Genomic DNA, 25,135 nt, shown 5'->3' on the forward strand with positions numbered 1-25,135 from the left:
ACGCAACCGCCGGGCCACCTGGCGTCCCGGCGCTCCCCCGGCGCACCGTGGCGCCCGGGCACCCCGCGAGAGCTCGTCCGACGAAGCCGCCCGCGCAGCCGACGCTAGGCGCCACCGACACGGTCGGTGTGACCGAGCGAGAGCCCGGGGGCGACGCGGTCACGCACGATCCGCTTGAGGACCGGCACCTCGGGGAAGCCCTTCTTCTCCTTGCGGTCCCACACGAGCTCGTCGCCCACGTGGACCTGGAAGATCCCGCCCGTGCCGGGCACCAGGGCGACCTCGGTCAGCCTCGTGCCGAAGGTCGTCAGGAGCTCCTGCGCGAGCCAGGCGGCACGCAGCATCCAGTTGCACTGGGTGCAGTAGGTGACGGTCACGCGGGCCGGGGTCACGTCGGTCTGTTCGTCCACGGGCCCAGCGTGCCAGAGGCGGCGCCGACCTCGCGTCACCCGACCACGAGCATCACCGCGAGGACGGCCATGACGAGCGCGATCACGCCGTCGAGCACGCGCCACGCGACGGGTCGCGCGAAGACGGGTGCGAGCACGCGCGCCCCGAAGCCGAGCGCCGTGAACCACACGATGCTCGCGATCCCCGCCCCGACGCCGAAGACCCAGCGCCCGTCGTGGCCGTACCCGGCCGCGACCGAGCCGAGCAGCAGGACCGTGTCGAGGTAGACGTGCGGGTTGAGCCAGGTCAGGGCGAGGGCTGTCCCGACGGCGGCGCCCGCCGACATCCGCAAGCCCCCCTCGGCCGCTTCGAGGGTCGCGGGGCGCACCGCGCGCCGGGCCGCCTGCACCGCCAGGACCAGCAGGAACAGGGCCCCGCCCCAGCGCACGACCGCGAGCAGCACGGGGGCGCGCGAGACCAGCACCCCCAGGCCCGCGACCCCGGCCGCGATGAGCACGAGGTCGGAGAGCGCGCACACCAGCACCACGGGCAGGACGTGCTCGCGGCGGAGGCCCTGGCGCAGCACGAACGCGTTCTGCGAGCCGATCGCGACGATGAGGGACAGTCCGGTGCCGAGGCCGGCGAGAAGAGGAGCGAAGGAGAGCACGTCCTCCACGGTAGGCACGGCCTGGTGTTCAGTACAGCGAATGTTTCTGTCGAACCTTAAGATCTGCTCATGGTGGACCTCCAGCCCGACCAGCTCCGCGCGCTCGACGCGATCGCGACCACGGGCACCTTCGACGCCGCCGCTCAGCACCTCGGCGTGACCCCTTCGGCGGTCAGCCAGCGCATGCGCGCGCTCGAGACGGCCGTGGGCCAGGTGCTCGTCCGTCGGGGCCGGCCCGCGACGCTCACCGCGCCCGGTGAGGTGCTCGTCCGGCACGCGCGCCACCTCGCGCTCCAGCACGCCGAGGTCCTGGCCGAGCTCGACCTGACCTCGGGCAGCACCCCCGAGCTCACGCTGGTCATCACGGGCGACGCCCTGACGACGTGGGCGCTGCCCGTGCTCGCCGAGGCGTCCGCGTGGGCGCGGCTGGAGATCCTGCGCGAGGACCAGGACCACTCGATCGACCTGCTGCGCGACGGGACGGCCGTCGCGGCGATCACGTCGGTCCCGACCGCCGTGCCGGGCTGCCGTTCGCCCCCCCTCGGCCGCATGCGCTACCGCCCGACGGCGAGCCCCGCGTTCGTCGAACGGTGGTTCCCGGACGGCCCCACGACGGCTGCCCTCGCCGTCGCGCCCGTGCTCGTCTTCGACCGCAAGGACGACCTCCAGGACCGGTACCTGGGTCGCCGCCCGGGAGGCCCCCGACACCACGTCCCGGCCTCGCACGAGTTCCTGCGCGCGGTCGAGCTCGGTATGGGCTGGGGCATGCTGCCCGACCTCCAGAGCCACGACGCCGAGGTCGCCGGGCGTCTCGTCGGGTTCGACGACGCCGCGAGCCTGACCGTCCCGCAGTACTGGCAGCAGTGGCGCCTGCACTCCCCCACGCTCGACCGGGTGGCCGCCGCCGTCCGTGAGGCGGCGGCCATCCACCTGCGGTGACCTCGGGCCCCCACCCGGGCCCCCCGCGCAGGGCAGACTTGTCCCGTGCCCCCTCTCCCCAGCGACGCCTCCCTGCCCGACGACGCCGCCTACCCCGACGCGTCGGCCGACCCTTCGCTCGCCGCCCGGGACGTCCTGCTCGCCGGGCTCGAGCGCTTCTCGCCCGACGCGCAGCCCGGCCCCGAGCACCGCACCGACGGCGCCACGCGTGACCCCGACCCGACGCTCGTCGCGGTCGACGCGACCGACCGCCTGCTGCTCGACGAGGGCGCGAGCGCCCTCGCATCCGCCGGGACGGGCGAGGTCGTCGTGATCGACGACCGGTTCGGGGCGCTGACGCTGGGCGCCGCGGTGGCACATGGCCTGACGGGCGTCCGCGTGCACCAGGACGCCGTCACGGGCGAGGTCGCGCTCGACCGGAACGCCCGGGAGGCCGCACGCCGTGCCTTCCAGGGGCTGGACGCCACGTTCACGCACCTGCCGCTGGGCGAGGACCTGCTGCGCGGCGCGCGCGTCGTGCTGCTCCAGCTCCCGCGCTCGCTCGCGGCGCTGCGGGACGTCGCGGAGCACGTCGCGCGCTTCGCGGACCCTGACGTGGTCCTGCTCGCGGGGGGCCGGATCAAGCACATGACGACGGCCATGAACGACGTCCTGGCGGAGTCCTTCACGGACGTGCGGGCGAGCCTGGCACGGCAGAAGTCCCGCGTGCTCGTGGCCCGCGGTCCCCGCCCCGGCGTCGACCTCACCTACCCGGTCACGGAGCACCTGACCGAGCTGGACCTCGACGTCGTCGCGTACGGTGCGGCGTTCGCAGGTGCGAGCCTCGACCTCGGGACACGTTTCCTGCTGGGGTTCCTGGACCGGGTCCCACCGGGGGCGCGCGAGGCCGTGGACCTGGGCTGCGGCACGGGCATCCTCGCCGTGTCCTTCGCCCGTGCGCGTCCGGACGCCGTGGTCGTCGCGACCGACCAGTCCGAGGCGGCGGTCCGCTCGGCCCGTGCCACGGCGATCGCAGCCGGTGTGGGTGAGCGGGTCCGGGTGGTGCGCGACGACGTCGGGTCCTCGCTCGCGGACCGCAGCGCCGACGTCGTGCTGTGCAACCCGCCCTTCCACCAGGGCGCCGCCCTGAGCACCGACGCGGCGCACCGCATGTTCGCGACCGCGGGCCGCGTGCTGCGGCCCGGCGGCGAGCTGTGGACCGTGTACAACTCGCACCTGCGCTACCGGCCCGCGCTCGAGCGCGCGGTCGGGCCCACGACGCAGGAGGGCCGGGACCCGAGGTTCACGGTGACGCGCAGCGTCGCCCGCTGAGAACCCAGGGCCCCGGCCCGTCAGGCGCGAGGGATCGAGGTCACTCGACCCCGACGACGTCCACCACGAAGACCAGCGTGTCCGTGCCGCCGATGCCCGCCTGCGGGACGCCGCGCATGCCGTAGCCGTGCTCCGGCGGGACCGAGAGCAGGATGCGCGAGCCGACGTTCTGGCCCACGAGGCCCTTGTCCCAGCCACCGATGACCGCACCGGTCCCGATGGGGAAGCTGATCGTCTCGCCGCGGTCGTACGACGTGTCGAAGATGCCGCCGTCCCAGACCTGGCCCAGGTAGTGCACGACGATCGTGCGGCCGGCCATCACGACCGGGCCGCTGCCCTCCTCGAGGACCTGGACCTGGAGGCCGGCGGGAGCGCCGCCCTCGGGGAACGTCAGGACCGGCTTGTCGCCGAACGAGCCGGACGCGGTGGGGAGCTGCGTGCTCATGGTGCTACCTCTCGGTGGAGTGTCGGGGGTCGGGGACAAGCCTAAGCGCGAGCCGTGCGGCCGGCCCCGCCTGACAACCGCAGCGCGCGGGCGCACGCTGGACGGATGGACTCCTTGGACGACGAGGTCGACACCGCCCGCCCCGTCGACACGACCGACCTCGACGCACCCGTGACGCACGCGGGCGGGGCGCAGGTCCCCACGGGCAGGCGCTCGGCGTTCCCCGGGATCGCGGAGTACGCGTTCCTGTCGGACTGCGAGTGCAACGCGCTCGTCGCGCCGAGCGGCGCGATCGAGTGGATGTGCGTCCCGCGGCCCGACTCGCCCAGCATCTTCGCGGCCGTCCTCGACCGTGGCGCGGGTTCGTTCCGCGTCGGGCCGTACGGGGCGCGCGTGCCCGTGGCGCGGCGCTACATCCCCGGCACGCTCGTGCTCGAGACCACGTGGCAGACACCCACGGGCTGGCTCGTGGTGCGCGACGCGATGCTGATGGGGCCGTGGCACAACGTCGACGAGCGCTCCCAGACGCACCGCCGCACCCCCACGGACTTCGACGCCGAGCACATGCTGCTGCGCACGATCCTGTGCGTCAACGGGACGGTCGACGTCGAGGTCGTGTGCGAGCCGCTGCCCGACTACGGGCGCGAGGCCGCGCGGTGGGAGTACGACGGGCAGACGTACCAGAGCCTCGTGACGCGCGTCGCGCACGCCTCGACGCCCGACCTGCGCCTGAGCAGCAGCCTGCGCCTCGGCGTCGAGGACCGCCGCGCGCAGGGGCGCACGCGCATGGCCGCGGGCGACAAGGCGTTCGTCGCGCTGTCGTGGTCCGACCGCCCCGCGCCCACCACGTGGCCCGACGCCGCCGACGCCATGGGACGCACCGAGCAGTACTGGCGCGACTGGATCACCCAGGGCGTCTTCCCCGACCACCCGTGGCGCTCGTACCTCCAGCGCAGCGCCCTCACCCTCAAGGGCCTGACCTACGCCCCCACGGGAGCGCTGCTCGCCGCCGCGACCACCTCGCTGCCCGAGACCCCGCACGGCGAGCGCAACTGGGACTACCGGTACGCGTGGGTGCGCGACTCGACGTTCGCCCTCTGGGGGCTCTACACCCTGGGCCTCGACCGCGAGGCGAACGACTTCTTCGCGTTCGTGCACGACGTGTGCCGTGACGACCGCGAGCTGCAGATCATGTACGGCGTCGGCGGCGAGGACCGGCTCGAGGAGAGCACGCTCGACCACCTGTCGGGGCACGAGGGCGCCCGGCCCGTGCGCATCGGCAACGCCGCGTACGACCAGAAGCAGCACGACATGTGGGGCGCGGTCCTCGACTCGGTGTACCTGCACGCCCGGTCCCGCGAACAGCTCCCCGAGTCCCTGTGGCCCGTCCTCAAGGCGCAGGTCGAGGAGGCCGCGAGGCACTGGCACGAGCCCGACCGGGGCTTGTGGGAGGTCCGCGGGGAACCCCAGCACTTCACGTCGTCGAAGGTCATGTGCTGGGTCGCGCTCGACCGCGGTGCCCGCCTGGCCCGCATGTACGACGAGCAGGACTACGCCGACCAGTGGCAGAAGATCGCCGACGAGATCCGTGCCGACGTGCTGGAGCACGGCGTCGACTCCCGAGGCGTCTTCGTGCAGCGCTACGGCTCCGACGCGCTCGACGCCTCGCTCCTGCTCGTGCCGCTCCTGCGGTTCCTGCCCGCCGACGACCCGCGCGTCGCCGCGACGGTCGACGCGATCGCGCACGAGCTCACGGTCAACGGCCTCGTGCTGCGCTATCGCACCGACGAGACCGACGACGGTCTCTCGGGCGAGGAGGGGACGTTCACGATCTGCTCGTTCTGGCTCGTGTCCGCGCTCGTCGAGGTCGGGGAGCTCGACCGGGCGCGGGCGCTGTGCGAGCGGCTTCTCTCCTTCGCGAGCGAGCTCAACCTGTACGCCGAGGAGATCGACCCGCACTCGGGGCGGCACCTGGGGAACTTCCCGCAGGCGTTCACGCACCTGGCGCTCATCAACGCGGTGGTGCACGTGGTGCGGGCCGAGGAGCGGCGGGACGGGACGGGTCACTTCGAGGCCGCCCACCGAGGTTGACCGACCCGCCCGCCGAGGACGACGAGAACCCGTGCTCCGTCCCCCTTGCACACCCTGGCTAATGGTATTAGCCTTTGGGCTATGAACACTCGCCAGACCGTGGAGCTCCTCCCCCGTCCCGAGGGCCGCCTCGCCTACACCGTGACCGGCACCGGCCCTCTCGTCGTCGCCGTCCCCGGTATGGGCGACCTGCGCTCGACCTACCGCGACCTCGTCCCCCCGCTCGTCGAGGCCGGCTACCGCGTGGCCGTCATGGACCTGCGCGGGCACGGCGACAGCGACACGACCTTCCGCACGCACGGCGACGTCGCGACCGGCCAGGACCTCCTGGCCCTCGTCGAGCACCTGGGCGGTCCGGCCGTGCTGGTCGGGAACTCGATGGGGGCCGGCGCCGCTGCGTGGGCGGCCGCCGAGGCGCCCGACGCCGTCGCGGGCCTCGTCCTCCTCGGCCCCTTCCTGCGAGACCCCGCCACGGGGGCCGCGAAGGCCGCCGCGAGCAGGCTGCTCTACCGCGTCGCGCTCGCCCGTCCGTGGGGGGCCGCCGTGTGGGCGGGCTTCTACTCGACCCTGACCAAGGGCCGCAAGGCGCCCTGGCATGCCGAGCACGTCGCCGCGATCCGTTCCTCGATGCGCGAGCCGGGCCGTCTGCGGAGCTTCCGCGACCTGGCCCTGGCCCTGACGCACGCGCCCGTCGAGGCGCGCCTCCCCGAGGTCCACGCCCCGGCCGTCGCCTTCCTGGGTGCGCTCGACCCCGACTTCGCCGACCAGGGCGCGGAGCTCGCCTGGATCCAGGAGGCCGTCGGCGCCCAGGGACACCTGGTCCCCGGGGTCGGGCACTACCCGCAGCACCAGGCGCCCGACGTCGTCCTGCCCGCGACGCTCGCGTTCCTCGCCGGCCTGCGCGACGAGGCCCAGGGCTGGAACGCCCGTGGCTAGGGCCGGGTTGAGCCGCGAGGGCGTCACGGCCCTCGCGCTGCGCGTCGTGGACGACGGCGGAGCGCAAGGGTTCGCCGACCTCACCCTCGCGAAGGTCGCGGCCGCCGCAGGGGTCGCGACGCCGAGCCTCTACAAGCACGTCGGCTCGCTCGCCGACCTGCGCCGGTCCGTCGCGCTCGTCGCGGTGAACGACCTGACGCGCGCGACCGCCGCGGCGACGATCGGGCGCTCGGGCCCGGACGCGCTGTCCGCGCTCGCGCGGGCCGTCCGCGACTTCGCGCGCGAGCACCCGGGCCGCTACGCCGCGATCCAGCTCTCGCCCGACCTCGGCGCCGCCGACGACGACCCGCTCTCGCTCGCGGGCGCCGAGACGATCGCCGTGATCGTCGCCGTGCTGCGCGGCTTCGACCTCCCGGAGGACCGCACGATCGACGCGATCCGCGCCGTGCGGTCCGCGGTCCACGGGTTCGTCTCGCTCGAGCTCCAGGGCGGCTTCGGCCTGCCCGACGACGTCGACCACAGCTTCGAGGTCCTCGTCCGTCTGCTCGTGGCCGGGATCGAGGACCTCGCCGACGTGTCAGAACCAGCATGACCCCCAGGCCTCGCTCGTCCTGACGACGAGCGGGCCGCACCCACCGAAGGAGAGCCGCCATGACCGCACCGTCGATCGACCGGACGCACCCCGACCTGGGCCTCGTCCGTCCCCGTACCGGAGCCGTCCTGCTCGCGGTCGCGGGAGCCCTCTTCCTCGCGTTCCCTCTCCTGCGCCCGTGGGTCCCCGAGGACGTCGCCACCCCGGAGCTCGCGGCGGCGTTCGCCTCGGGACGGTGGATCGCGGCGCACCTGTGCGGCGCGGCCGGGTTCTGGCTGCTCCCGGCCGCATTCCTCGCGCTGCGCGGACGGCTCGCCGGGACGCGGGGCCGGGCTCCGTCGTCGGGCGCGGTCGTCACGAGCTGGCTCGGCGCCGGGCTCGTCCTGCCCTACTTCGGAGCGGAGATCTTCGGTGTCCACGCGATCGCGCGCGGCGCCGTCACGACGGGCGCCCTCGACTTCCTGCCGGCGATCGACGCGGTCCGGACGCAGCCCGTAGCGATGACCCTGTTCGGCGCGGGGTTGCTCCTCGTGGGGGCGAGCGGGGTGCTCGCCGCCGTGGCGGCGTGGCGTGGCGGACTCGCCCCACGATGGGTGGGGATCCCGCTCGCCGCGGGCCTGGTGCTGTACCTGCCGCAGTTCTTCACGCCCCCGGCGGGGCGGATCGCGCACGGGGTGCTGCTGGCCGTGGGGTGCTGGCTCGTGGCGTGGTCCCTGCCCTCGAACGCCGAGGGCGACCGCCACCGACGCCGAGGGTGACATCTGATGTCACCCTCGGCGGCCGGGCACGTCACCCTCGGCGGACCGGCGGACCGTCGGACCGAGGCACCCGAGGGGGCGTCAGTGCGCCAGGAAGCCCAGCAGGTCGTGGCGCGTGAGCACCCCGACCGGGTCGCCGTCGTCGATCACGAGCAGCGCGTCGGCGTCGTGCAACGCGGCCCGGATGGCAGCGACACCCTCACCTGCCCCGATGAGCGGGAACCGCGGCTCCATGTGCTTGTCCACGCGGTCGGCGAGAGATGCCCGCCCGGAGAACACGGCGTCGAGCAGCGTCCGCTCGCTCACGGCCCCGGCGACCTCGCCGATCTTGACGGGCGGCTCGGCCCCGACGACGGGCATCTGCGAGACGCCGTACTCGCGCAGGATCTCGATCGCGTCGCGCACGGTCTCGCCCGGGTGGGTGTGGACGAGGCTGGGGAGCTGCCCGCTCTTGGAGCGCAGCATGTCGCCCGCGGTCACGCCCTCCTCGGCGTCGAGGAACCCGTAGGACCGCATCCAGGAGTCGTTGAAGATCTTGGACAGGTAGCCACGTCCGCCGTCGGGCAGGATCACGACGATCACGGCGCGCGCCGCGGCCTCGGGGTCCTCGTCCTGGAGGCGGCGGGCCAGTCGCAGCGCCGCGACGACAGCCATGCCGCACGAGCCGCCGACGAGCAGGCCCTCCTCGCGGGCGAGCCGGCGGGTCATCTCGAACGAGTCGGCGTCGCTCACGGCGATGATCTCGTCGGGCACGGTCGGGTCGTACGCGGCAGGCCAGAAGTCCTCGCCCACGCCCTCGACGAGGTACGGACGACCGTCGCCGCCCGAGTAGACGGACCCGGCGGGGTCGGCGCCCACGACGTGCACCCGCCCACCGGCCGGACGCGACGCCGACACGTCCTTGAGGTACCGGCCGGTCCCGGTGATGGTGCCGCCCGTCCCGACCCCTGCGACGAGGTGCGTGACGCGGCCGTCGGTGTCGGTCCAGATCTCGGGGCCGGTGCTCTCGTAGTGGGACGCAGGGCCGTTCGGGTTGGCGTACTGGTTGGGCTTCCAGGCCCCGGGGATCTCGGCGACGAGCCGGTCCGAGACCGAGTAGTAGGAGTCGGGGTGGTCGGGAGCCACGGCGGTAGGGGTGACGACGACGCGCGCGCCGTAGGCGGTCAGGACGTCGCGCTTGTCCTGGCTCACCTTGTCGGGGCAGACGAACACGCAGTCGTATCCCTTGCGCTGCGCCACGAGCGCGAGGCCGACCCCGGTGTTCCCCGAGGTCGGCTCGACGATCGTGCCGCCGGGCGCGAGCTCCCCGGAGGCTTCGGCCGCCTCGATCATCTTGAGCGCGATGCGGTCCTTCACGGACCCGCCAGGGTTGAGGTACTCGACCTTGGCGAGGATCGTCGCGGAGAGGCCGTCGGTCACCGATCCGAGCCGGACCAGGGGTGTCCCGCCGACGAGGTCAGAGATGTGGTGTGCGAACTTCATGCACCGATCATGCGCTGCCGAGGGCCATTCCGCCGAGCACGGCGCACAACGCGACGCTCACGCCGAGGATCACGACGAGCAACGGACGGTCCGCGGCGTCGCGTGCGAAGTACCGCCCGACGGCGGCGCTCAGCCCGCCCGCGACGGCCAGGTAGAGCACCGACGCCAGGGCGATCCCGCTCGTCGCGGTGGTCGGGTCGCCGGTGGCCGCGCCGAGCAGCGAGCCCAGCACCATGAAGCTCCAGATCCCGACCCCCAGGAACCCGAGGGCGAAGAAGAGCGTGGTCGCCTTGCGGTCGTCCCACTCGCGCGAGATGCGGTGCCCGAGCCAGGCGAGCACCGCCCCGGCCGTGAGGGTCACGAGCAGGATGACGACGGCGGAGACCGTGACCCAGGCGACGGCGTTGGGGGCGCTGCCACCGACCAGGAGACCGTAGGGGACCTGGAGGACGAGCAGCGTGAAGGCGGCCAGGGCGAGGCCGGCGGCAAAGACCGGCACCCGCGTCGGAACGGGTTCCGATGCGGGTGCCGGGGACTTCTTCCGGGAGTCGGCCAAGGTCAGTCGCTGCTCTGCAGGATCGCGAACAGGCGCAGGAACTCGAGGTACAGCCAGATGAGCGTGACCATGAGCCCGAACGCAGCCGACCAGGCGAACTTGGCGGGCACGCCCGCCTCGACGCCACGCTTGATCGAGTCGAAGTCGACGATGAGCGACGCAGCCGCGAGACCGACGGCGATCAGGCCGATCGCGATGCCCCAGCCACCCCCACGGGCGCCCCAGCCGTCCAGCACGCCCGTCATGATGAGGAGCATGTTGACGAGCGAGAAGGCCAGGTAGCCGACCATCGCGATGAGCAGCCAGCGCGTGAACTTGGGCGTGACCCGCACCTTGCCGGACTTGAAGAGGAACAGCGCCGCGGCGAAGGTCACGACGGTCGCGAGCACGGCCTGCAGGACCACGCCGTTGAGCTGGACGCCGTTGATGACCATGGAGTCGTAGTACTTGCTGATGCCGCCGAGGAACGCACCCTGCGCGATCGTGTACGCCACGATGAGCGCGGGGCTCGGGTTCCGCTTGAACGCGTTGACCAGACCCAGGACGAGGCCGATGATCGCGCCGCCGATCCAGATGAACGGCATGGTGTCGACGAGCTGCCAGCTGCCGGCCGCGACGACGACGAGCAGGGCGAGCAGCCCACCGGTCTTGATGATGACGTCGTCGTACGTGAGGCGCTTGGTGTCCGCGGTGGTAGCGGTCGGCGCGTTGTACATGGCGTCGAGCGTCGCGGCGTCGGCGGTCTGCGCGCCGTAGCTGCCGTACTGCGCCTGCTGGGGCGGGGTGCCGTACGCGGGGTTCTGCTGGACGGTGCCCGCAGCCCCCTGGCCGGTGCGCGCGCGCTTCGGCTCGCCGAAGATGGCGCTGTTGTTGAAGACGGGGTTGCTCATGCTTCCTCCTGGTCGCGGCGTCCAGTGCCCTCTGGCGAGGCGGGTGTCGCTGGCCGTGTTTCCATCCTATGCAACGAGCGGGTTCGCGCCGGTGTTCCCGGGGGTTTCATCCGACTTTTCCGGCCCTCGCGGGCCAAGATCGCTCGACCGGCCGACGGGCGTCATCCTTGCGGCGTACGGAGCCACGCCGAGAAGATCGACCGTGAGGGGGCATCGCGGGCAGGGCCTGGCTCTCTAGGCTGGGGAGGTACCCAGCCACCATCCGCAACCCACCCCGAGGGGCGAGCATGATCGAAGCACGAGGCCTGACCAAGCGGTACGGGCCCAAGACCGCTGTCGACGGGATCTCCTTCACCGTCCAGCCCGGCCAGGTGACGGGCTTCCTGGGCCCGAACGGCGCCGGCAAGTCGACCACGATGCGCATGATCATGGGGCTGGACCGTCCCACGGCCGGTTCCGTGACCGTCAACGGCAAGCCGTACGTCGCGCACCGTTCACCCCTGACCGAGGTCGGGGCGCTCCTGGACGCGAAGGCCGTGCACACGGGCCGCAGCGCCTACAACCACCTTCTCGCGATGGCGGCCACGCACAACATCCCCAGGACCCGCGTGCAGGAGGTCATCGAGATGACCGGCCTGCAGTCGGTCGCGAAGAAGCGCGTCGGCGGCTTCTCGCTCGGCATGGGCCAGCGCCTGGGCATCGCGTCCGCGCTGCTGGGCGACCCCAAGACGCTGATCCTCGACGAGCCGGTCAACGGACTCGACCCCGAGGGCGTCCTGTGGGTCCGCAACCTGGCGCGCTACCTCGCCTCGGAGGGCCGCACGGTCTTCCTGTCGAGCCACCTCATGAGCGAGGTCGCGCTGACCGCGGACCACATCGTCGTGATCGGCAAGGGCCGGATCATCGCGGACGCCCCGGTCAAGGACATCGTCGACGGCGGCGCTCAGCACACCGTGCGCGTCCGGACCCCGCAGGCCACGCAGCTCGCCGAGCTGCTGACCCGCGACGGAGCGACCGTCACGTCCGACGAGCCGAGCCTGCTCCAGATCACGGGGGCCGAGGCCGCCGGGATCGGCGAGCTCGCCGCCGCCTCGGGCATCGTCCTGCACGAGCTCACGCCCGTCACCTCCACCCTGGAGGAGGCGTACATGCTCCTCACGGCCGACGCGGTCGAGTACCAGACCGAGTCCGCCGCCCAGCACATCGGCCACGGCGTGGACGTCGCGGCCGGCGCCCAGATCTCCGAAGGAGCCAAGCGATGACCGCCGCCACCGTCTCCGCCGCCCAGCCGACGGCGAAGCGCACCACGTCCGCCCGCCTCAGCGTGGGCGGGGTCCTGAAGTCCGAGTGGATCAAGTTCCGTTCGTTGCGCTCGACCTGGTGGACCGTGGGCTCGACCGTGGTCGTCATGGTGCTCATCAACCTGGCGACGGCCGCGTCGCTGAACTTCGCGGCGAGCCAGCCGGGCATGGCGGAGCAGATGGGCAACATCTCGACCGTGCAGGCGCTGGTGTCGGGCTACGTGTTCGCCCAGCTCGCGGTCGCGGTCCTGGGTGCGCTGATCATCACGGGTGAGTACTCGACGGGCATGATCCGTTCGACCCTGAGCGCCGTCCCGACCCGCCTGCCCGCGCTGTGGGCCAAGGTCGCGATCATCGGCGTCGTGACGTTCGTCGTCGGGCTCGTCGGTGTCGCCCTGTCGTACGTGGTGACGGCTCCCATCCTGTCGGGCAACGACCTCGTGCCGGACCTGGGCGACCCGGTGGCGCAGCGCGTCGTCCTCGCGTGCGCCGCGTACCTCACGCTCGTCGCGATCCTCGCGGTCGGCGTCGGCACGATCATGCGGCACTCGGCGGGGAGCATCTTCACGCTCGTCGCCCTGCTCTTCGTGCTGCCGCTCGTGACGGCCTTCCTCTCGCAGGACTGGGTCCAGGACATCGCGAGGTTCCTGCCGATGAACCTCGGCACCGCCATGATGGCGATCACGGAGGCCGACGCCGGTGGCGTCGACGTCCTCACCCCGGGCGGGGCGACGATCGCCATGGCGGCGTGGGCTGCGGTCTCGCTCGTCGCGGCCGCCGTCGTCCTCAAGCGTCGGGACGCCTGACCATCCCTCGCACCGCGCACAGCCCGGCGCCGGACCACGAGACCCGTGGTCCGGCGTCGGGCGCTGTGCGTCCTGAGGGGGACGACGTCCCGGGTGCCGTCGGCGGCACCCCGGCCGCTGCCCCCTCTCCCCGGGCTCCCCTCCGGCCCCGGCCCGGCAGCGCCGCGGTGTTCACCGAGCTCGACGCCCGCAAGCTCGGGCCGGTACGCCGGTACTTCGTGCGCCACCCGGTCGTCATGGACTGGTTCGTCGCGGCCTGGTTCGCGGTCCCGGGCCTGCTGGTCGCCCTGCTGTACCCGGAGCCGCGCTACGGCGTCGCGGTCGCGACGCTCGCGGGCGGCGCGGCACTGCTGTGGCGCCGCCGCTACCCGCTGTGGACCGCTGCAGCCATCGGTGCCCTCGCGATCCTGACGCTCGCGCTGACGGGAGACTCCGCAGGCTTCGAGCTCGCCACCGCGTTCGCCGTCTACGCGGTCGCGACGACCTACCGGCCGGCCGTGGCGTGGAGCGTGCTGGGCGTCCTGGTCCTGACGGTCTGCACCGCGGAGATGCTCTGGTACGACTTCACGGTGAGCGAGACGGGCGCCGTGGTCCGCGCCGAGGTCGGCAGCGGCGAGCTCACGGGGCAGCGCGTCGCCACGATCGCGATCACGATCACGTTCGCCCTGCTGGGCATCGCGATCGGGTCGAGCGTGCGAGGTCGTCGCCTGCACGTCGCCGACCTCGTGGGCCGCGCGAACGCGATCGCACGCGACCGCGACCAGCAGGCGCAGCTCGCGGCCGCGGCCGAGCGCGCGCGCATCTCGCGCGAGATGCACGACGTCGTCGCGCACTCCCTCACCGTCATGGTCGCGCTCGCGGACGGGGCCAAGGCGCTCGGCACGAAGGACCCCGAGCTCGCGGGGCAGGCCCTCGACGAGCTCACCGAGACCGGGCGCGCGGCCCTCGCCGACATGCGCCGCGTCCTGGGGGTCCTGCGCGACCCCGACGGCACGGTCGCCCCCCTGACCCCGACCGCGGACGTGCCGAGCATGGAGGACATCGCCGAGCGGTTCCGGCACGCGGGCCTGCCGGTGCGCCTGGTGCGCGTGGGCGTCCAGCCCGACCCGGACCCGGGGCTGCGCCAGGCGGCGCACCGGATCGTGCAGGAGTCGTTGACGAACGTCCTGCGGTACGCGCCGCTGACCCCCGTGGTCGTGGTCGAGATCGCCCGGCGTGACGCGGGCGCGCCCGACGGTGGAGACTGGCTCGAGATCACGGTCACGAACAAGGCGGGGCGCGCCCCGGGCGGCACGGCCCGCGACGGGGCGGACGCCCGCCCGCTGCCCCCGGGCATCACGGGCGACCAGCCCATCGGCACAGGAAGAGGGATCATCGGGATGCGCGAACGTGCGGCCGTCTACGGGGGCACGGTCACGGCCGGGCCCACGGCCTCGGGGTGGGAGGTCGTCGCTCGGCTGCGCCTCGACGGCGCCACGCAGCCCCGGCCCGACGGCGGAGCCGGGGTCGCGCTGTGACCCTCCCCTACCCGGGCGACGCGGCGGGCGGCGCGACCGGTCATGACGGCTCGCCCCACGACGCCGCCCACCCGATCCGGGTCCTGCTCGTCGACGACCAGTCGCTGCTGCGCATGGGCTTCCGCATGATCCTGGCGGCCGAGGACGACATCGAGGTCGTGGGCGAGGCGAGCGACGGCGAGACCGCGTTCGCGCAGGCCACGGCGCTGCGTCCCGACGTGATCCTCATGGACGTGCGCATGCCGGGCGTCAACGGGATCGACGCGACCGAGCGGATCGTGTCCGCGCTGCCCGAGAGCCGGGTCATCATCCTCACGACGTTCGACCTCGACGAGTACGCGTTCGCGGCGCTGCGCGTGGGCGCGAGCGGGTTCCTCCTCAAGGACGCGCGGCCGGCCGACCTCGTCGGCGCGATCCGCAACGTGGCGAGCGGCGACGCGGCCGTCTCCCCGCGCATCACGCGCCGCATGCTCGAGATGTTCGCGGGCTACCTGCCGGAGAACTCGCAGAGCCAGGGCGCCGCGGCTCCGGGCCACGGGGTCGACGACCCGCGGCTGCGCGAGCTCACGGCCCGCGAGCTCGAGGTCTTCGCGGCGCTCGGCGAGGGACTGTCCAACGCCGAGATCGCGGCACGCTTCGTGGTCTCCGAGGCCACGGTCAAGACGCACGTCGGGCGCGTGCTCGGCAAGCTCGGCCTCCGGGACCGGGTCCAGGCCGTGGTGCTGGCCTACGAGACGGGCGTGGCGCGCCCGTCCTGAGCGGCGCCGTCGGGCCCCGAGTGGTGCGGGCCGCCGCCTGCGGGCATGGTCGTGGAGGGGAGCGTTCGGCTCCGTCGTCCACGACGCGGGAGGCAGCCACCATGCCCGACCACCACGACCCGTTCTCGACCGGCTTCTCCGGCGACCACGGGCGAGACTTCGAGATCCGCAGCGTCCTGGGCGGCGCGTACAGCGGCGCGGCGGACGTGGGCGAGGTCCTCGCGGCCGTCGCGCACGTGCGCGACAAGGACCATCAAGGGTGGTTCGACGCGTGGCACTCGCTCGGCGACCGGGTGGCGCGGCTCGCTTCCGACGCCGCGGCGGCCGGGCACGGGACGAGCGCCGCGGCCGCCTACCTGCGGGCGTCCGCCTACTACGCGGCCGCGGTCAACGCGGTCGCCGCGCTCGAGGACGAGAGCCGGCTCGTGCCCACGTTCCACGAGCACCGCGCCGCGTGGGACCGGTGGGTCGACGCGAGCGGGCTCGTCGTCGAGCGCCTCGCGGTCCCGTACGAGGGGACGACCCTGCCGGGGTACTTCTTCAGCGCGTCCGACGCGGCGTCGACCGCCGCGATCGCGGCGGACCCCGGACAGGTCCGACCGCGGTCGACGCTCGTCGCCGTGAACGGCTCGGACGGCTCGCTGACGTCGATGTGGACCGCGTGCGTCGCGGGCGCGCTGCGCCGGGGGTATCACGCGTTCGTGTTCGACGGCCCCGGGCAGCAGTCGATGCTGTTCGACCAGGGCACACCGTTCCGGCACGACTTCGAGGCCGTCCTGACCCCTGTGCTCGACACGCTCGTCAGCCGCGGCGACGTGGACGAGGGACGCATCGCGGTGTACGGGTCGAGCCAGGCCGGGTACTGGGTGTCCCGCGCGCTCGCGTTCGAGCACCGGCCGGCTGCGGCCGTCGTCGACCCGGGGGTCGTCGACGTCTCGGCGTCATGGACGGGCTCGATGCCCAAGAGCCTGCTCAAGCTGCTGCAGGAGGGCAAGGACCACGCGTTCGACCGCGACATGGAGCTGGGCCTGCGCCTGTCGAAGGCCACCGCGGCCACGTGGCGCTTCCGTGCCCGCCCGTACGGGACCGACGGCTACGCCGCGACGCTCCGCGAGGTCCAGAGGTACGACGCGCGGGACGTCGTCGGGCAGGTCACCACTCCCCTGCTCGTCACGTCGCCCGAGGGCGAGCAGTTCTGGCCCGGCCAGTCCGAAGAGCTCGTGCGGCTCACGCCCGGCGTGTCGACCCTGGTGCGGTTCACCGCCGCCGAGGGCGCGAACCTGCACTGCCAGCCGCTCGGGCGCGCACTGACCGAGCAGCGGGTGTTCGACTGGCTCGACGAGACGCTCGCACCCCGGCTCGTCGGGGACGACGACTGAGCCTGCCCCGGACGCGGGAGGCCCGCCCGTTCGTCGAACGGGCGGGCCTCTCTCGTCCCGGAGCGGGTCGGGTCAGCTGCGCGCGGCAGGTTCCGCCGAGGTCTCCGCGGCGTGTCGGCCCACGAGCTCGGCGGCCTTCGCCTCGTGCTTCGCCTCGCGGCGGGCCGCCCGCTTCTCGCCCGCACGCTCGGCGAGCGTGTAGAGCACGGGCACCACGACGAGCGTGAGCAGCGTCGAGGACAGGAGCCCGCCGATCACGACGAGCGCGAGCGGCTGCGAGATGAACGAGCCGCCGCCCGTGATCCCGATCGCCATGGGCGTGAGCGCGAAGATCGTCGCCGCGGCCGTCATGACGATGGGTCGCAGCCGCTTGCGCGAGCCCTCCATCACGGCGTCGTCCAGGCCGCGCCCCTGCGCACGGTACTGGTTGATGAGGTCGATCAGGACGATCGCGTTCGAGACCACGATCCCGACGAGCATGAGCATGCCGATCAGGGCGGGCACCCCGAGCGGCGTGCCGGTCGCGAGCAGCAGGAGCAGCGCACCGGTCGCGGCGAACGGGATCGACACGAGCAGGATGAACGGCTGCAGCAGGCTGCGGAACGTCGCGACCATGACGAGGTAGACGATCGCGATCGCGACCAGGAGCGCGAGGCCCAGGTCGGCGAACGCGTCGGCCTGCTGGGTCGCGACGCCGCCGAGCTCGACCGTGGCGCCGCCCGGCAGGTCGAGGTCGTCGATCGCGGCCGTGAGCGCCGTCGTGAGCGTGCCGAGGTCCTGGCCTGCGGGCGTGACCGCGATGGTCGCGCTGCGCTCGCCGTTGACCCGCGAGATCGAGGTGGGCACGTCGACCTCCTCGATGCTCGCGATCTGCGTGAGCGGGACGACGCCCGCGGCCGTGGGCACGACGAGCGCCTGGAGCTCGTCGACCGTGGCGGGAGCCTGCCCGACGGCGACGCGCACCTGCACGGGCCCGTCCCCGAGGTTCACGGTCCCCACGGGCGAGGGCGACATGAGGCTCGCGACGGTCCCCGCGACCTGGGTCTCGGTCAGCCCGACGGCGGCTGCCGCGTCCCGGTCGACCGTCACCTGGATCGTGGACTGGGCGCTCGCGAGGTTGTTGGTGACCTCGGACGCACCCTCGGTGTCCTCGGCGACCTGCTGGACCTGGTCGGCCGCGGCGGCGAGCGTCTCGGTGTCGGGCGCGCGGACGACGAGGTCGACCGTCGAGCTGCCGAACGCGGCGTCGGCCCCGGCGACCGTGATGCCCTCGGAGTCCTCGCCACCGAGGTCAGCGACCGCGTCCCGGACCTCCTGCTGCGCCGCCACGCCGTCGGCGTCCGCGTCGAGCGTGAGCGAGAACGTCGCCTGGGGCGAGCCGCCCCCGCCGAAGAACGCGGCCTCGGGGCCGCCCGCCGAGCCCACGGTCGTCTGGACCGTGTCGACCACGTCGAGGCCCAGGAGCACGTCCTCGACCTCACGCGCCGCGGCGTCCTGCGTCGCGAGCGACGTGCCCGGGGCGAAGGTCTCGGTGACCGTCAGGGTGTCCTGGCCCGAGTCCCCCAGGAAGTTGGTCTCGAGGCGCGGCACGAGCGCGACCGTGCCCGCGAGCACCGCGACCGCGATGGTCAGGGTGATCGCGGGGTGGCGCAGCGCGGCGCGCAGCGTCGGCAGGTAGCCCCGCTGCCACAGCCCGCGACGCTCCTTGGCCTCGGCGACCTCGCGCGCCTGGTCCGCGAGGACCTTGGCCTGCTCGGGGTCGGCGGGGACGACAGGAGCCTTGATGAACCAGTAGGCCAGCACCGGCACGATCGTCAGGGCGACGAACAGCGACGCGGCCATGGCGATCGCGACGGTCATGGCGAACGGGCGGAACAGCTCGCCGACCATGCCGCCGACCAGCGCGATGGGCAGGAAGACCGCGACGGTGCAGACGGTCGAGGCCGTGATCGCGCCGCCGACCTCCTTGACCGCCTTGAGGATCGCGGCGGTCTTCTGCTCGCCGTAGGACAGGTGCCGCTTGATGTTCTCGATGACGACGATCGAGTCGTCGACCACGCGCCCGATCGCGACCGTCATGGCACCGAGCGTGAGGATGTTCAGGGTGTAGCCGGTCGCGTTCATCACGATGAACGTCACGAACAGCGAGAGCGGGATCGAGACGGCCGAGACGAGCGTCGAGCGCAGCGACGTGAGGAACAGCAGGATCACGACGACCGCGAAGACCAGGCCGAGCAGGCCCTCGGTCGCGAGTCCCTCGATGGACTCCTCGATGAAGGGCGCCTGGTCGAACACGACCTCGACGCGCACGTCCTTGGCCTCGAGCGCACCGTTCATGTCCTCGATCGCGCTCTGGACGGCGTGCGAGACCTCGACCGTGTTGCCCGCCGGCGTCTTGGTGATCGCGACGGCGAGCGCGGGCTCGCCGTCCAGGCGCGAGTAGGAGGTCGCGGGCTGCGGGGCCACGGTGACCGTGGCGACGTCGCCGAGGGTCACCGGTGCGCTCGGCGCGCCGGGCGCCGTCGGGCCTGTTGCGGTCGAGGCCGACGGCGACGCGACGAGCGGGAGGTCGATCAGGTCGTCGGTGCTCGTGACGGCCGTGCCGACCTGGACGGACAGCGTGCGGTCGCCGGCGGCGACCGTGCCGGCGGGGACCACGACGCCGTTGTCCTGGAGGATCGTGGTGACCTGGGCCGGGCTGAGCCCGGCCGCAGCGAGGGCCGCGACGTCGAGGTCGATCGTGACCTGCTGGTCGGCGATGCCGCTGACCGCGACGCTGCGCACGTCGGTGACCTCTTCGAGGGCGGGTACGACGACGCTGTTGACGGTGTCCGCCAGCGCGGTCTCGTCGGCGCCGCCCGAGACCGCGAGCTGGACGACGGGGAGGTCGTCGACCGAACCGGTCACCACGGTCGGGTCGACGTCGGCGGGGAGCTGGCTGCTCACGCGCGTGACCGCGGTCTGCAGCTGCTGCGCGGCGAGGTCCATGTCGGTGCCGTACGTGAACTGCACGGTCGTCACGGACATGCCGGTCGAGGAGCTCGACGTGACGTCCTCGACGCCGTCGACCCCCCGGGCGGCGGTCTCGAGCGGTGCGGTGACCTGCTGCTCGACGATCGCGGGGGCGGACCCGGGGTACACGGCGACGACGGCGGCGGTGGGGATCTGCAGGCTCGGGATGAGCTCCTGCTTGAGCGATCCCATGCTGACGACGCCGAACACGGCTATCGCGATCGTGGCGAGCGCGACGACGGCGCGGTTCGCCAACGACGTTCGGGCGAGACGGAACACGGGGCCTCCAGGGCGCGGTGGATGGTCACGACGTCGTCGTCGCAGAGTCGTTAGCCTAACGCTAAGCAAAACGGGAGAGTTCCCTCGTCTCGCGGACCGGCCCGGCCCGCTCCGACTGCTCGACCGCCGCCGGGAACGCCTCCGATAGAGTCTCGCCGTGACCTCGGACCCCCCTGGCGATCGCGCCCGGCTCCAGCGCGAGCTGATCGACGCGCAGCACACCCTCCAGGAGCTCGTGCTCGCACGCCGCCTCGAACCGCTCATGCGCACCCGCCTGACCGCTCAGCAGATGCGCGCCCTGGGGATCCTGCTCATCGACGGAGAGCGCAGCACGGCCCACCTGGGCGACGTCCTGGGCGTCAGCCCCGCCACGATCTCCGGGATCGTCGACCGGCTGGAGGCCGCGGGCATGGCCTCCCGGCGCCCCGACCCCGAGGACGGCCGGGTCCGGCTCGTCGCCGCGACCGAGCGCGGGGCGGAGGCCGTGCGCAGCATCGTCGCGAGCGACGCGCCCGCTGGGCCCGAGACGCTCGAACGCCTCACGCTCGACGAGCTCGAAGGTCTCCGGCTCGGGCTCGCGGGGCTGCTGCGCGTCGTCCGCGAGAGCGGCGACGAGGTCGAGGGCAGCACGAGCACCGGGGGCGGCCCGGCCGCAGCGGCCTCGGGCGAGGCGTAGGCGGGAGGCGAGCGGCGCCGTCGGGCCGGCCTGCACACCCCTGCCCGACGACGCCGCGCCTCCCGCTCAGATCTCGCCCAGCGCCTCCTCGGGGGCGCCCTCGACGGCTCGGGCCCGCCGGTTCCAGCGCGACCACAGGACCGACTCCCCCAGCTCGCCCGCCATCCGGTGCGCGGTCGCGAGGAACGCGACGACCCCGACGAGCAGCACCCCCGCGCCGACCCAGTACGGGACCGACAGGCCGACCGGGTGGAGCAGGCCGGCGATCACGGGCGCCGGGGCCGCGAAGCCCCACCGGACCAGGTTGAACGCACCGGTCGTGACGCGACGGTCCGGGCTGCCGAGCGCGAGCGAGAGGTCCGTGAGGTTCGCGTTGGCGATGCCCATGAACACGCCCGCGACGACCAGGACGACGATCGAGCCGGCCGTGCCGAGGTCGAGCGCGAGCGCGACCGTGGCCAGGAGCACCCCGACGACCGCGATCCCCATGGTCTGCACCGCGCCGACCGTGTGCGCGAGCTTGTGCCCCACGACCAGGATGCCGAACGCGAGACCGATGCCCCATGCCGTGAAGACGAGTCCGAGCGGGATGACGTCGAGCCCCAGGAACACCGGGGTGTAGCCCAGGATGATGAAGAAGACGAAGTTGTAGGCCGCGGTCACGATGCACAGCGCCCGGAAGCCCGGCTTGCGGAAGAGCGCGAAGACCTGGCCCACGTGGAGCGGCACGGGCTTCTCGGCGGGGTCCTTGAGGCGCGTGATCGACAGCGCGAGCGCCATGATCATGAACAGGCCGCACGCGAGGAACGGGATGCGCCACGAGAACTGGCCCAGCAGGCCACCGATGAGCGGGCCGACCGCGAAGCCCAGGCCCACGCACGTCTCGAACAGCCCCACGACCCACTCGCGGTCGTTGGCGAGCGAGACGAGCAGGACCATCGCGGTCGCGAAGAACATCGCGTTGCCCAGCCCCCACAGGCCGCGCAGCGCGGCGAGCTGCCCGATGTTCTGCGAGAGCGCCGCGAGGATCGCCGCGACGGCAACGAGGCTCACACCCGCGCCGAGGATCTTCTTGTAGCCGAACCTGCCCGTCGCCAGGACGGCCGGGATCATGCCGATCGCCATGACCGCGATGTACGCCGTGAACAGGAGCTCGATCTGCCACGTGCTCGCGCCGATCTCCTGGCCGATGATCGGCAGGATCGGGTCGACCACCGCGATGCCGGCGATCGCGAAGAAGGCGGTGAGGGCGGTCGCGTAGATCGCGGTCTTGTTGGGCTCGTTCCTGGTGGTGGTTCTGGACACACGTCCCCCGAGGGTCTGGTGGGTGCTTGGTGGGTGCGGTCGGCGAGGACGCGCTGGTCTGCGGGCCCGCGGCGAAGCCGGTCGAGATTTATCTGCATCATGCAGGCAACTCCCTGTAGAATACACCTATGACAGTTGCTCGGGGTAACAGTTCTGGGGACGGGCCGACCGAGAGGCCAGGCGACGGGCCGGATCTCGCCTCACAGGAGGTCTTGTCGACCATCGAGCTCGAGCTCGCCCAGCTCCTGCGACGAGCCGAGCGCACCACGGCCGCCGGGCGGGCCAAGGCCGTCCGCGCAGGCGGCCCGCCGAGCGGCACGCTCGACCGCTCGGCCTACCTCCTGCTCCACGACCTGCTCGTCGGCGGGGCCCAGAACGTCAACACCCTCGCCGACCACCTGGGCCTCGACGCCTCGACCGTGACCCGTCAGGTCGTGGCCCTGGAGAAGGCCGGGCACGCACGCCGCACGCGCGACCCCGCCGACGGGCGCGCCGTCCTGGTCGAGGCCACGCCACGAGGGATCGAGGAGCTGGCCCGGCACCGCGAGATGCGCAGCGAGCTCTACGCCGAGGTCCTGGCCGACTGGTCCCGGCTCGACCGCGCCCTGCTGGGCGAGCTGCTCGAACGACTCAACGACGACCTGGACACCTACAAGCGCAGGGGGCGCGGATCGGTGGACTGAGGCACGTCCTGGAGCGGGCACCGCTTCCAAAGAACCAGTTGCAAAGAAACTCTTGCAAAGAGAGCTTTGCATCGCTACGGTGGTGCCATGCCCACGAACCACGACCCCGAGCAGGCAGCCGAGCCCCCCACCCAGCGGGCCGTCGGCCCTGACGCCCTCAAGGCGCTGTCGCACCCGTTGCGGATCCAGATCCTCGATCTGCTCGGCCACCACAGCGCACTGACCGCGAGCGGACTCGCCGAGCTGCTCGGCGAGTCGAGCGGTGCGACGAGCTACCACCTCCGCCAGCTCGAGCGCCACGGGTTCGTCCAGGAGGTCCCCGGCCGCGGCACCGCGCGCGAGCGCTGGTGGGAACGTGCGCCCGGCGGCTTCACGATCGAGCTGCCCGACGAGGAGGCCGGGACCGGCGACGGCACCCTCACCGCGACGATCACCGTCAACCGCGAGTTCGAGGCCATGCGCCAGCGCAAGATCATGGACTTCCTCGACAACGCCCGCACCCTCGACCGCGCCTGGCTCGAGTCCGGCGCGACGCTCGCCACGATCAACATGTGGCTCACCAAGGAGCAGCTCGCGGAGGTGCAGGCCGAGTGGCAGCGCTTCAGCGACACGGTCCTCGACCGGTTCGCCGGCCAGCAGGACACGCCCGGGGCCCGCCCCGTCCAGGTCCACTTCAACGCGTTCCCCCTGATCAACGGCAAGGAGAACCCCTCATGAGCACCTACGCCCCGACCCGTTCAGACCTTCGTTCACCGTCGCTGCGCGCCCTGCGCCCGAGCGACCGGTTCCTCGTCGCCGCCGGTACCCGGCTCACGACATGGGGTGAGCGCCGGGCCGCCTCGCACGCGCAGCGGACAGCCCGGCACGCGGTCCTCGACGCCGCCGCCGAGGACCGCGCCCGCCTCGCCGCCCGCCAGCACTCGGGCCGCCCGATCGCCTGACCGTCTCCCGTCGTCCGTCGCCGCACCCGACCGCGGCCCGGACGACCGAGCAGCCGTCTGCCCTCGGCAGATCCGCCCCGGGCAGATACCCGAGCCCCGGCCCCCTCCCCGGAGGCAGGGTCGAGGCATGACGAACCAGCCACCGCTCCTGCGGTCCGAGGCGGCCCCGCCGCCCACCCCGTTCGACGACCAGCTCGCCTCGCGCCTGCTGCACCAGCGCATCGTCGTCCTCGGCACCGCCGTCGACGACGCCGTCGCGAACCGCGTCTGCGCCCAGCTCCTGCTGCTCTCGGCCGAGGACCCGCGCACAGACATCGCCCTCTACATCAACTCGCCCGGCGGCTCGGTGAGCGCGGGCCTCGCGATCTACGACACGATCCAGCTCGTCCCCAACGACGTCAGCACGCTCGCGATGGGCTTCGCCGCGAGCATGGGGCAGTTCCTGCTGTGCACGGGCACCGCGGGCAAGCGCTACGCGCTCCCCCACGCGCGCATCATGATGCACCAGCCGTCCGCCGGGATCGGGGGCACGGCCGTGGACATCGCGATCCAGGCCGAGAACCTCGAGTACACCAAGGGCCTCATGCACCGGCTCACGGCCGAGCACACGGGCCAGACCACCGAGACCGTGACCGCGGACAGCGACCGCGACCGCTGGTTCACGGCCTCCCAGGCCCTCGCCTACGGCATGGTCGACCACGTCGTCACGTCGGTCGACGACGTCCGCCCCACCGCACACTCCCGGAAGGTCGGCCTCTGATGTCCAGCTACACGATCCCCACGGTCGTCGAGCGCACCCCGCTCGGCGAGCGCGCGTTCGACGTCTTCAGCCGCCTCCTGTCGGAGCGCATCGTCTTCCTCGGCACCGAGATCGACGACGGCGTCGCGAACGTCGTCATGGCCCAGCTCCTGCACCTCGAGTCGGATGCCCCCGACCAGGAGATCGGGCTCTACATCAACTCCCCCGGCGGCTCGATCACCGCCCTCATGGCCATCTACGACACGCTCCAGTTCATCCGCTGCGACGTCTCGACGATCTGCATGGGGCAGGCCGCGTCGGCCGCCGCGGTGCTGCTCGCCGCGGGCACGCCCGGCAAGCGCTTCGTGCTCGAGCACTCGCGCGTCCTGCTGCACCAGCCCTCGGGCGGCGCCGAGGGCACCATCTCCGACCTGTCCCTCCAGGCCCAGGAGATCCTGCGCCTGCGCGAGGAGACCGAGCTCGTCCTCGCGCGGCACACGGGTCAGTCCGTCGAGCGGCTGCGCGCCGACACCGACCGCGACCGCATCTTCACCGCGCACCAGGCTGTGGAGTACGGGCTCGCCGACGCGGTCGTGACCTCCCGCAAGCTGGCCGTGGCCGCGTAGGTGAGCGGCGCCGTCGGGCCTTCTCCTGCCCGACGGCGGCGCTCACCCAAGCGCCC

At 72.9% G+C, this 25,135-nt stretch carries 25 protein-coding genes; 17 read left to right on the forward strand and 8 right to left on the reverse strand.

The window, feature by feature from the left end:
- Positions 1 to 104: 104 nt before the first annotated feature.
- Both JOD48_RS15625 and JOD48_RS15630 read right to left on the reverse strand, forming a co-directional pair.
- Positions 105 to 410, reverse strand: a complete 306-nt coding sequence (locus JOD48_RS15625; RefSeq protein ID WP_307824192.1) for an Rdx family protein — start codon at positions 408 to 410, stop codon at positions 105 to 107.
- A gap of 35 nt (positions 411 to 445) precedes the next feature.
- Positions 446 to 1,057, reverse strand: coding sequence for a LysE/ArgO family amino acid transporter (locus JOD48_RS15630; protein WP_204809724.1), 612 nt, complete (start codon positions 1,055 to 1,057; stop codon positions 446 to 448).
- Between the two features lie 69 nt (positions 1,058 to 1,126).
- Between JOD48_RS15630 and JOD48_RS15635 the strand changes: the two genes are divergently transcribed.
- Positions 1,127 to 1,996 (forward strand): LysR family transcriptional regulator ArgP, encoded by an 870-nt coding sequence (locus JOD48_RS15635; protein ID WP_204809725.1) that lies wholly within the window; start codon positions 1,127 to 1,129, stop codon positions 1,994 to 1,996.
- Between the two features lie 135 nt (positions 1,997 to 2,131).
- Positions 2,132 to 3,307 (forward strand): class I SAM-dependent methyltransferase, encoded by a 1,176-nt coding sequence (locus tag JOD48_RS15640; RefSeq protein ID WP_204810634.1) that lies wholly within the window; start codon positions 2,132 to 2,134, stop codon positions 3,305 to 3,307.
- A gap of 40 nt (positions 3,308 to 3,347) precedes the next feature.
- Here JOD48_RS15640 and JOD48_RS15645 read toward each other — a convergent pair whose 3' ends face one another.
- On the reverse strand, positions 3,348 to 3,752 hold the full coding sequence (locus JOD48_RS15645) for an FKBP-type peptidyl-prolyl cis-trans isomerase (protein ID WP_191790950.1): 405 nt from the start codon (positions 3,750 to 3,752) through the stop codon (positions 3,348 to 3,350).
- 105 nt (positions 3,753 to 3,857) lie between these two features.
- On the opposite strand from JOD48_RS15645, the gene JOD48_RS15650 reads away from it, so the two are divergent.
- The 4 genes from JOD48_RS15650 to JOD48_RS15665 all read left to right on the forward strand — a co-directional run bounded on the left by JOD48_RS15650 (position 3,858) and on the right by JOD48_RS15665 (position 8,129).
- Positions 3,858 to 5,843, forward strand: a complete 1,986-nt coding sequence (locus JOD48_RS15650; protein WP_204809726.1) for a glycoside hydrolase family 15 protein — start codon at positions 3,858 to 3,860, stop codon at positions 5,841 to 5,843.
- An 81-nt stretch (positions 5,844 to 5,924) separates the two neighbouring features.
- Complete coding sequence (locus JOD48_RS15655; protein ID WP_204809727.1) at positions 5,925 to 6,779, forward strand: alpha/beta fold hydrolase; 855 nt, start codon at positions 5,925 to 5,927, stop codon at positions 6,777 to 6,779.
- A complete protein-coding gene (locus JOD48_RS15660; RefSeq protein ID WP_204809728.1) occupies positions 6,772 to 7,371 on the forward strand; it encodes a TetR/AcrR family transcriptional regulator in 600 nt (199 codons plus the stop codon). The genes JOD48_RS15655 and JOD48_RS15660 overlap by 8 nt, the downstream gene beginning before the upstream one ends.
- Positions 7,372 to 7,430: 59 nt before the next feature.
- The gene (locus JOD48_RS15665; RefSeq protein WP_204809729.1) at positions 7,431 to 8,129 is read left to right on the forward strand and encodes a hypothetical protein; all 699 of its coding nucleotides are present in this window, start codon (positions 7,431 to 7,433) and stop codon (positions 8,127 to 8,129) included.
- Between the two features lie 81 nt (positions 8,130 to 8,210).
- Here JOD48_RS15665 and JOD48_RS15670 read toward each other — a convergent pair whose 3' ends face one another.
- The 3 genes from JOD48_RS15670 to JOD48_RS15680 are packed head-to-tail and all read right to left on the reverse strand — an operon-like array spanning position 8,211 to position 11,057.
- Positions 8,211 to 9,611, reverse strand: coding sequence for a cystathionine beta-synthase (locus JOD48_RS15670; RefSeq protein WP_191790955.1), 1,401 nt, complete (start codon positions 9,609 to 9,611; stop codon positions 8,211 to 8,213).
- 7 nt (positions 9,612 to 9,618) lie between these two features.
- Positions 9,619 to 10,110, reverse strand: a complete 492-nt coding sequence (locus JOD48_RS15675; RefSeq protein WP_204809730.1) for a hypothetical protein — start codon at positions 10,108 to 10,110, stop codon at positions 9,619 to 9,621.
- A gap of 59 nt (positions 10,111 to 10,169) precedes the next feature.
- Positions 10,170 to 11,057 (reverse strand): Bax inhibitor-1/YccA family protein, encoded by an 888-nt coding sequence (locus JOD48_RS15680; protein WP_204809731.1) that lies wholly within the window; start codon positions 11,055 to 11,057, stop codon positions 10,170 to 10,172.
- Positions 11,058 to 11,344: 287 nt separating this feature from the next.
- On the opposite strand from JOD48_RS15680, the gene JOD48_RS15685 reads away from it, so the two are divergent.
- The 5 genes from JOD48_RS15685 to JOD48_RS15705 all read left to right on the forward strand — a co-directional run bounded on the left by JOD48_RS15685 (position 11,345) and on the right by JOD48_RS15705 (position 16,818).
- Positions 11,345 to 12,319, forward strand: coding sequence for an ABC transporter ATP-binding protein (locus JOD48_RS15685; protein WP_204809732.1), 975 nt, complete (start codon positions 11,345 to 11,347; stop codon positions 12,317 to 12,319).
- Entirely contained in the window at positions 12,316 to 13,164 is an 849-nt protein-coding gene (locus tag JOD48_RS15690; RefSeq protein WP_191790959.1) for an ABC transporter permease, read from the forward strand. The genes JOD48_RS15685 and JOD48_RS15690 overlap by 4 nt, the downstream gene beginning before the upstream one ends.
- Before the next feature lie 65 nt (positions 13,165 to 13,229).
- Positions 13,230 to 14,681: a sensor histidine kinase gene (locus JOD48_RS19645; RefSeq protein ID WP_204809733.1), complete on the forward strand. Its 1,452-nt coding sequence runs from the start codon at positions 13,230 to 13,232 to the stop codon at positions 14,679 to 14,681.
- A gap of 113 nt (positions 14,682 to 14,794) precedes the next feature.
- On the forward strand, positions 14,795 to 15,439 hold the full coding sequence (locus JOD48_RS15700) for a response regulator (RefSeq protein ID WP_191791084.1): 645 nt from the start codon (positions 14,795 to 14,797) through the stop codon (positions 15,437 to 15,439).
- A gap of 101 nt (positions 15,440 to 15,540) precedes the next feature.
- Positions 15,541 to 16,818, forward strand: a complete 1,278-nt coding sequence (locus JOD48_RS15705) for an alpha/beta hydrolase family protein (RefSeq protein ID WP_204809734.1) — start codon at positions 15,541 to 15,543, stop codon at positions 16,816 to 16,818.
- Between the two features lie 72 nt (positions 16,819 to 16,890).
- On the opposite strand, the gene JOD48_RS15710 is transcribed toward JOD48_RS15705, so the two are convergent.
- Positions 16,891 to 20,109, reverse strand: a complete 3,219-nt coding sequence (locus JOD48_RS15710; protein ID WP_204809735.1) for an efflux RND transporter permease subunit — start codon at positions 20,107 to 20,109, stop codon at positions 16,891 to 16,893.
- A gap of 157 nt (positions 20,110 to 20,266) precedes the next feature.
- Here JOD48_RS15710 and JOD48_RS15715 point away from each other — a divergent pair, with 157 nt between their 5' ends.
- Positions 20,267 to 20,785, forward strand: a complete 519-nt coding sequence (locus JOD48_RS15715) for a MarR family winged helix-turn-helix transcriptional regulator (protein ID WP_191790964.1) — start codon at positions 20,267 to 20,269, stop codon at positions 20,783 to 20,785.
- A gap of 66 nt (positions 20,786 to 20,851) precedes the next feature.
- Here the strand turns inward: JOD48_RS15715 and JOD48_RS15720 are convergent, their stop codons facing one another.
- Positions 20,852 to 22,090, reverse strand: coding sequence for an MFS transporter (locus tag JOD48_RS15720; RefSeq protein ID WP_204809736.1), 1,239 nt, complete (start codon positions 22,088 to 22,090; stop codon positions 20,852 to 20,854).
- 212 nt (positions 22,091 to 22,302) lie between these two features.
- Here JOD48_RS15720 and JOD48_RS15725 point away from each other — a divergent pair, with 212 nt between their 5' ends.
- The 5 genes from JOD48_RS15725 to JOD48_RS15745 all read left to right on the forward strand — a co-directional run bounded on the left by JOD48_RS15725 (position 22,303) and on the right by JOD48_RS15745 (position 25,079).
- Positions 22,303 to 22,773, forward strand: a complete 471-nt coding sequence (locus tag JOD48_RS15725; protein WP_239527432.1) for a MarR family winged helix-turn-helix transcriptional regulator — start codon at positions 22,303 to 22,305, stop codon at positions 22,771 to 22,773.
- Positions 22,774 to 22,860: 87 nt separating this feature from the next.
- On the forward strand, positions 22,861 to 23,490 hold the full coding sequence (locus JOD48_RS15730; protein ID WP_204809737.1) for an ArsR/SmtB family transcription factor: 630 nt from the start codon (positions 22,861 to 22,863) through the stop codon (positions 23,488 to 23,490).
- Positions 23,487 to 23,714 carry a hypothetical protein gene (locus tag JOD48_RS15735; RefSeq protein WP_204809738.1) on the forward strand — a complete coding sequence of 76 codons (228 nt, stop codon included), beginning with the start codon at positions 23,487 to 23,489 and terminating at the stop codon, positions 23,712 to 23,714. The genes JOD48_RS15730 and JOD48_RS15735 overlap by 4 nt, the downstream gene beginning before the upstream one ends.
- Before the next feature lie 127 nt (positions 23,715 to 23,841).
- Complete coding sequence (locus JOD48_RS15740) at positions 23,842 to 24,474, forward strand: ClpP family protease (protein WP_204809739.1); 633 nt, start codon at positions 23,842 to 23,844, stop codon at positions 24,472 to 24,474.
- Entirely contained in the window at positions 24,474 to 25,079 is a 606-nt protein-coding gene (locus JOD48_RS15745) for an ATP-dependent Clp protease proteolytic subunit (protein ID WP_204809740.1), read from the forward strand. Before JOD48_RS15740 ends, JOD48_RS15745 begins: the two co-directional genes overlap by 1 nt.
- The last annotated feature ends 56 nt before the right edge of the window (positions 25,080 to 25,135 follow it).

Source organism: Oerskovia paurometabola (genome assembly GCF_016907365.1).
Classification (GTDB): Bacteria; Actinomycetota; Actinomycetes; order Actinomycetales; family Cellulomonadaceae; genus Oerskovia; species Oerskovia paurometabola.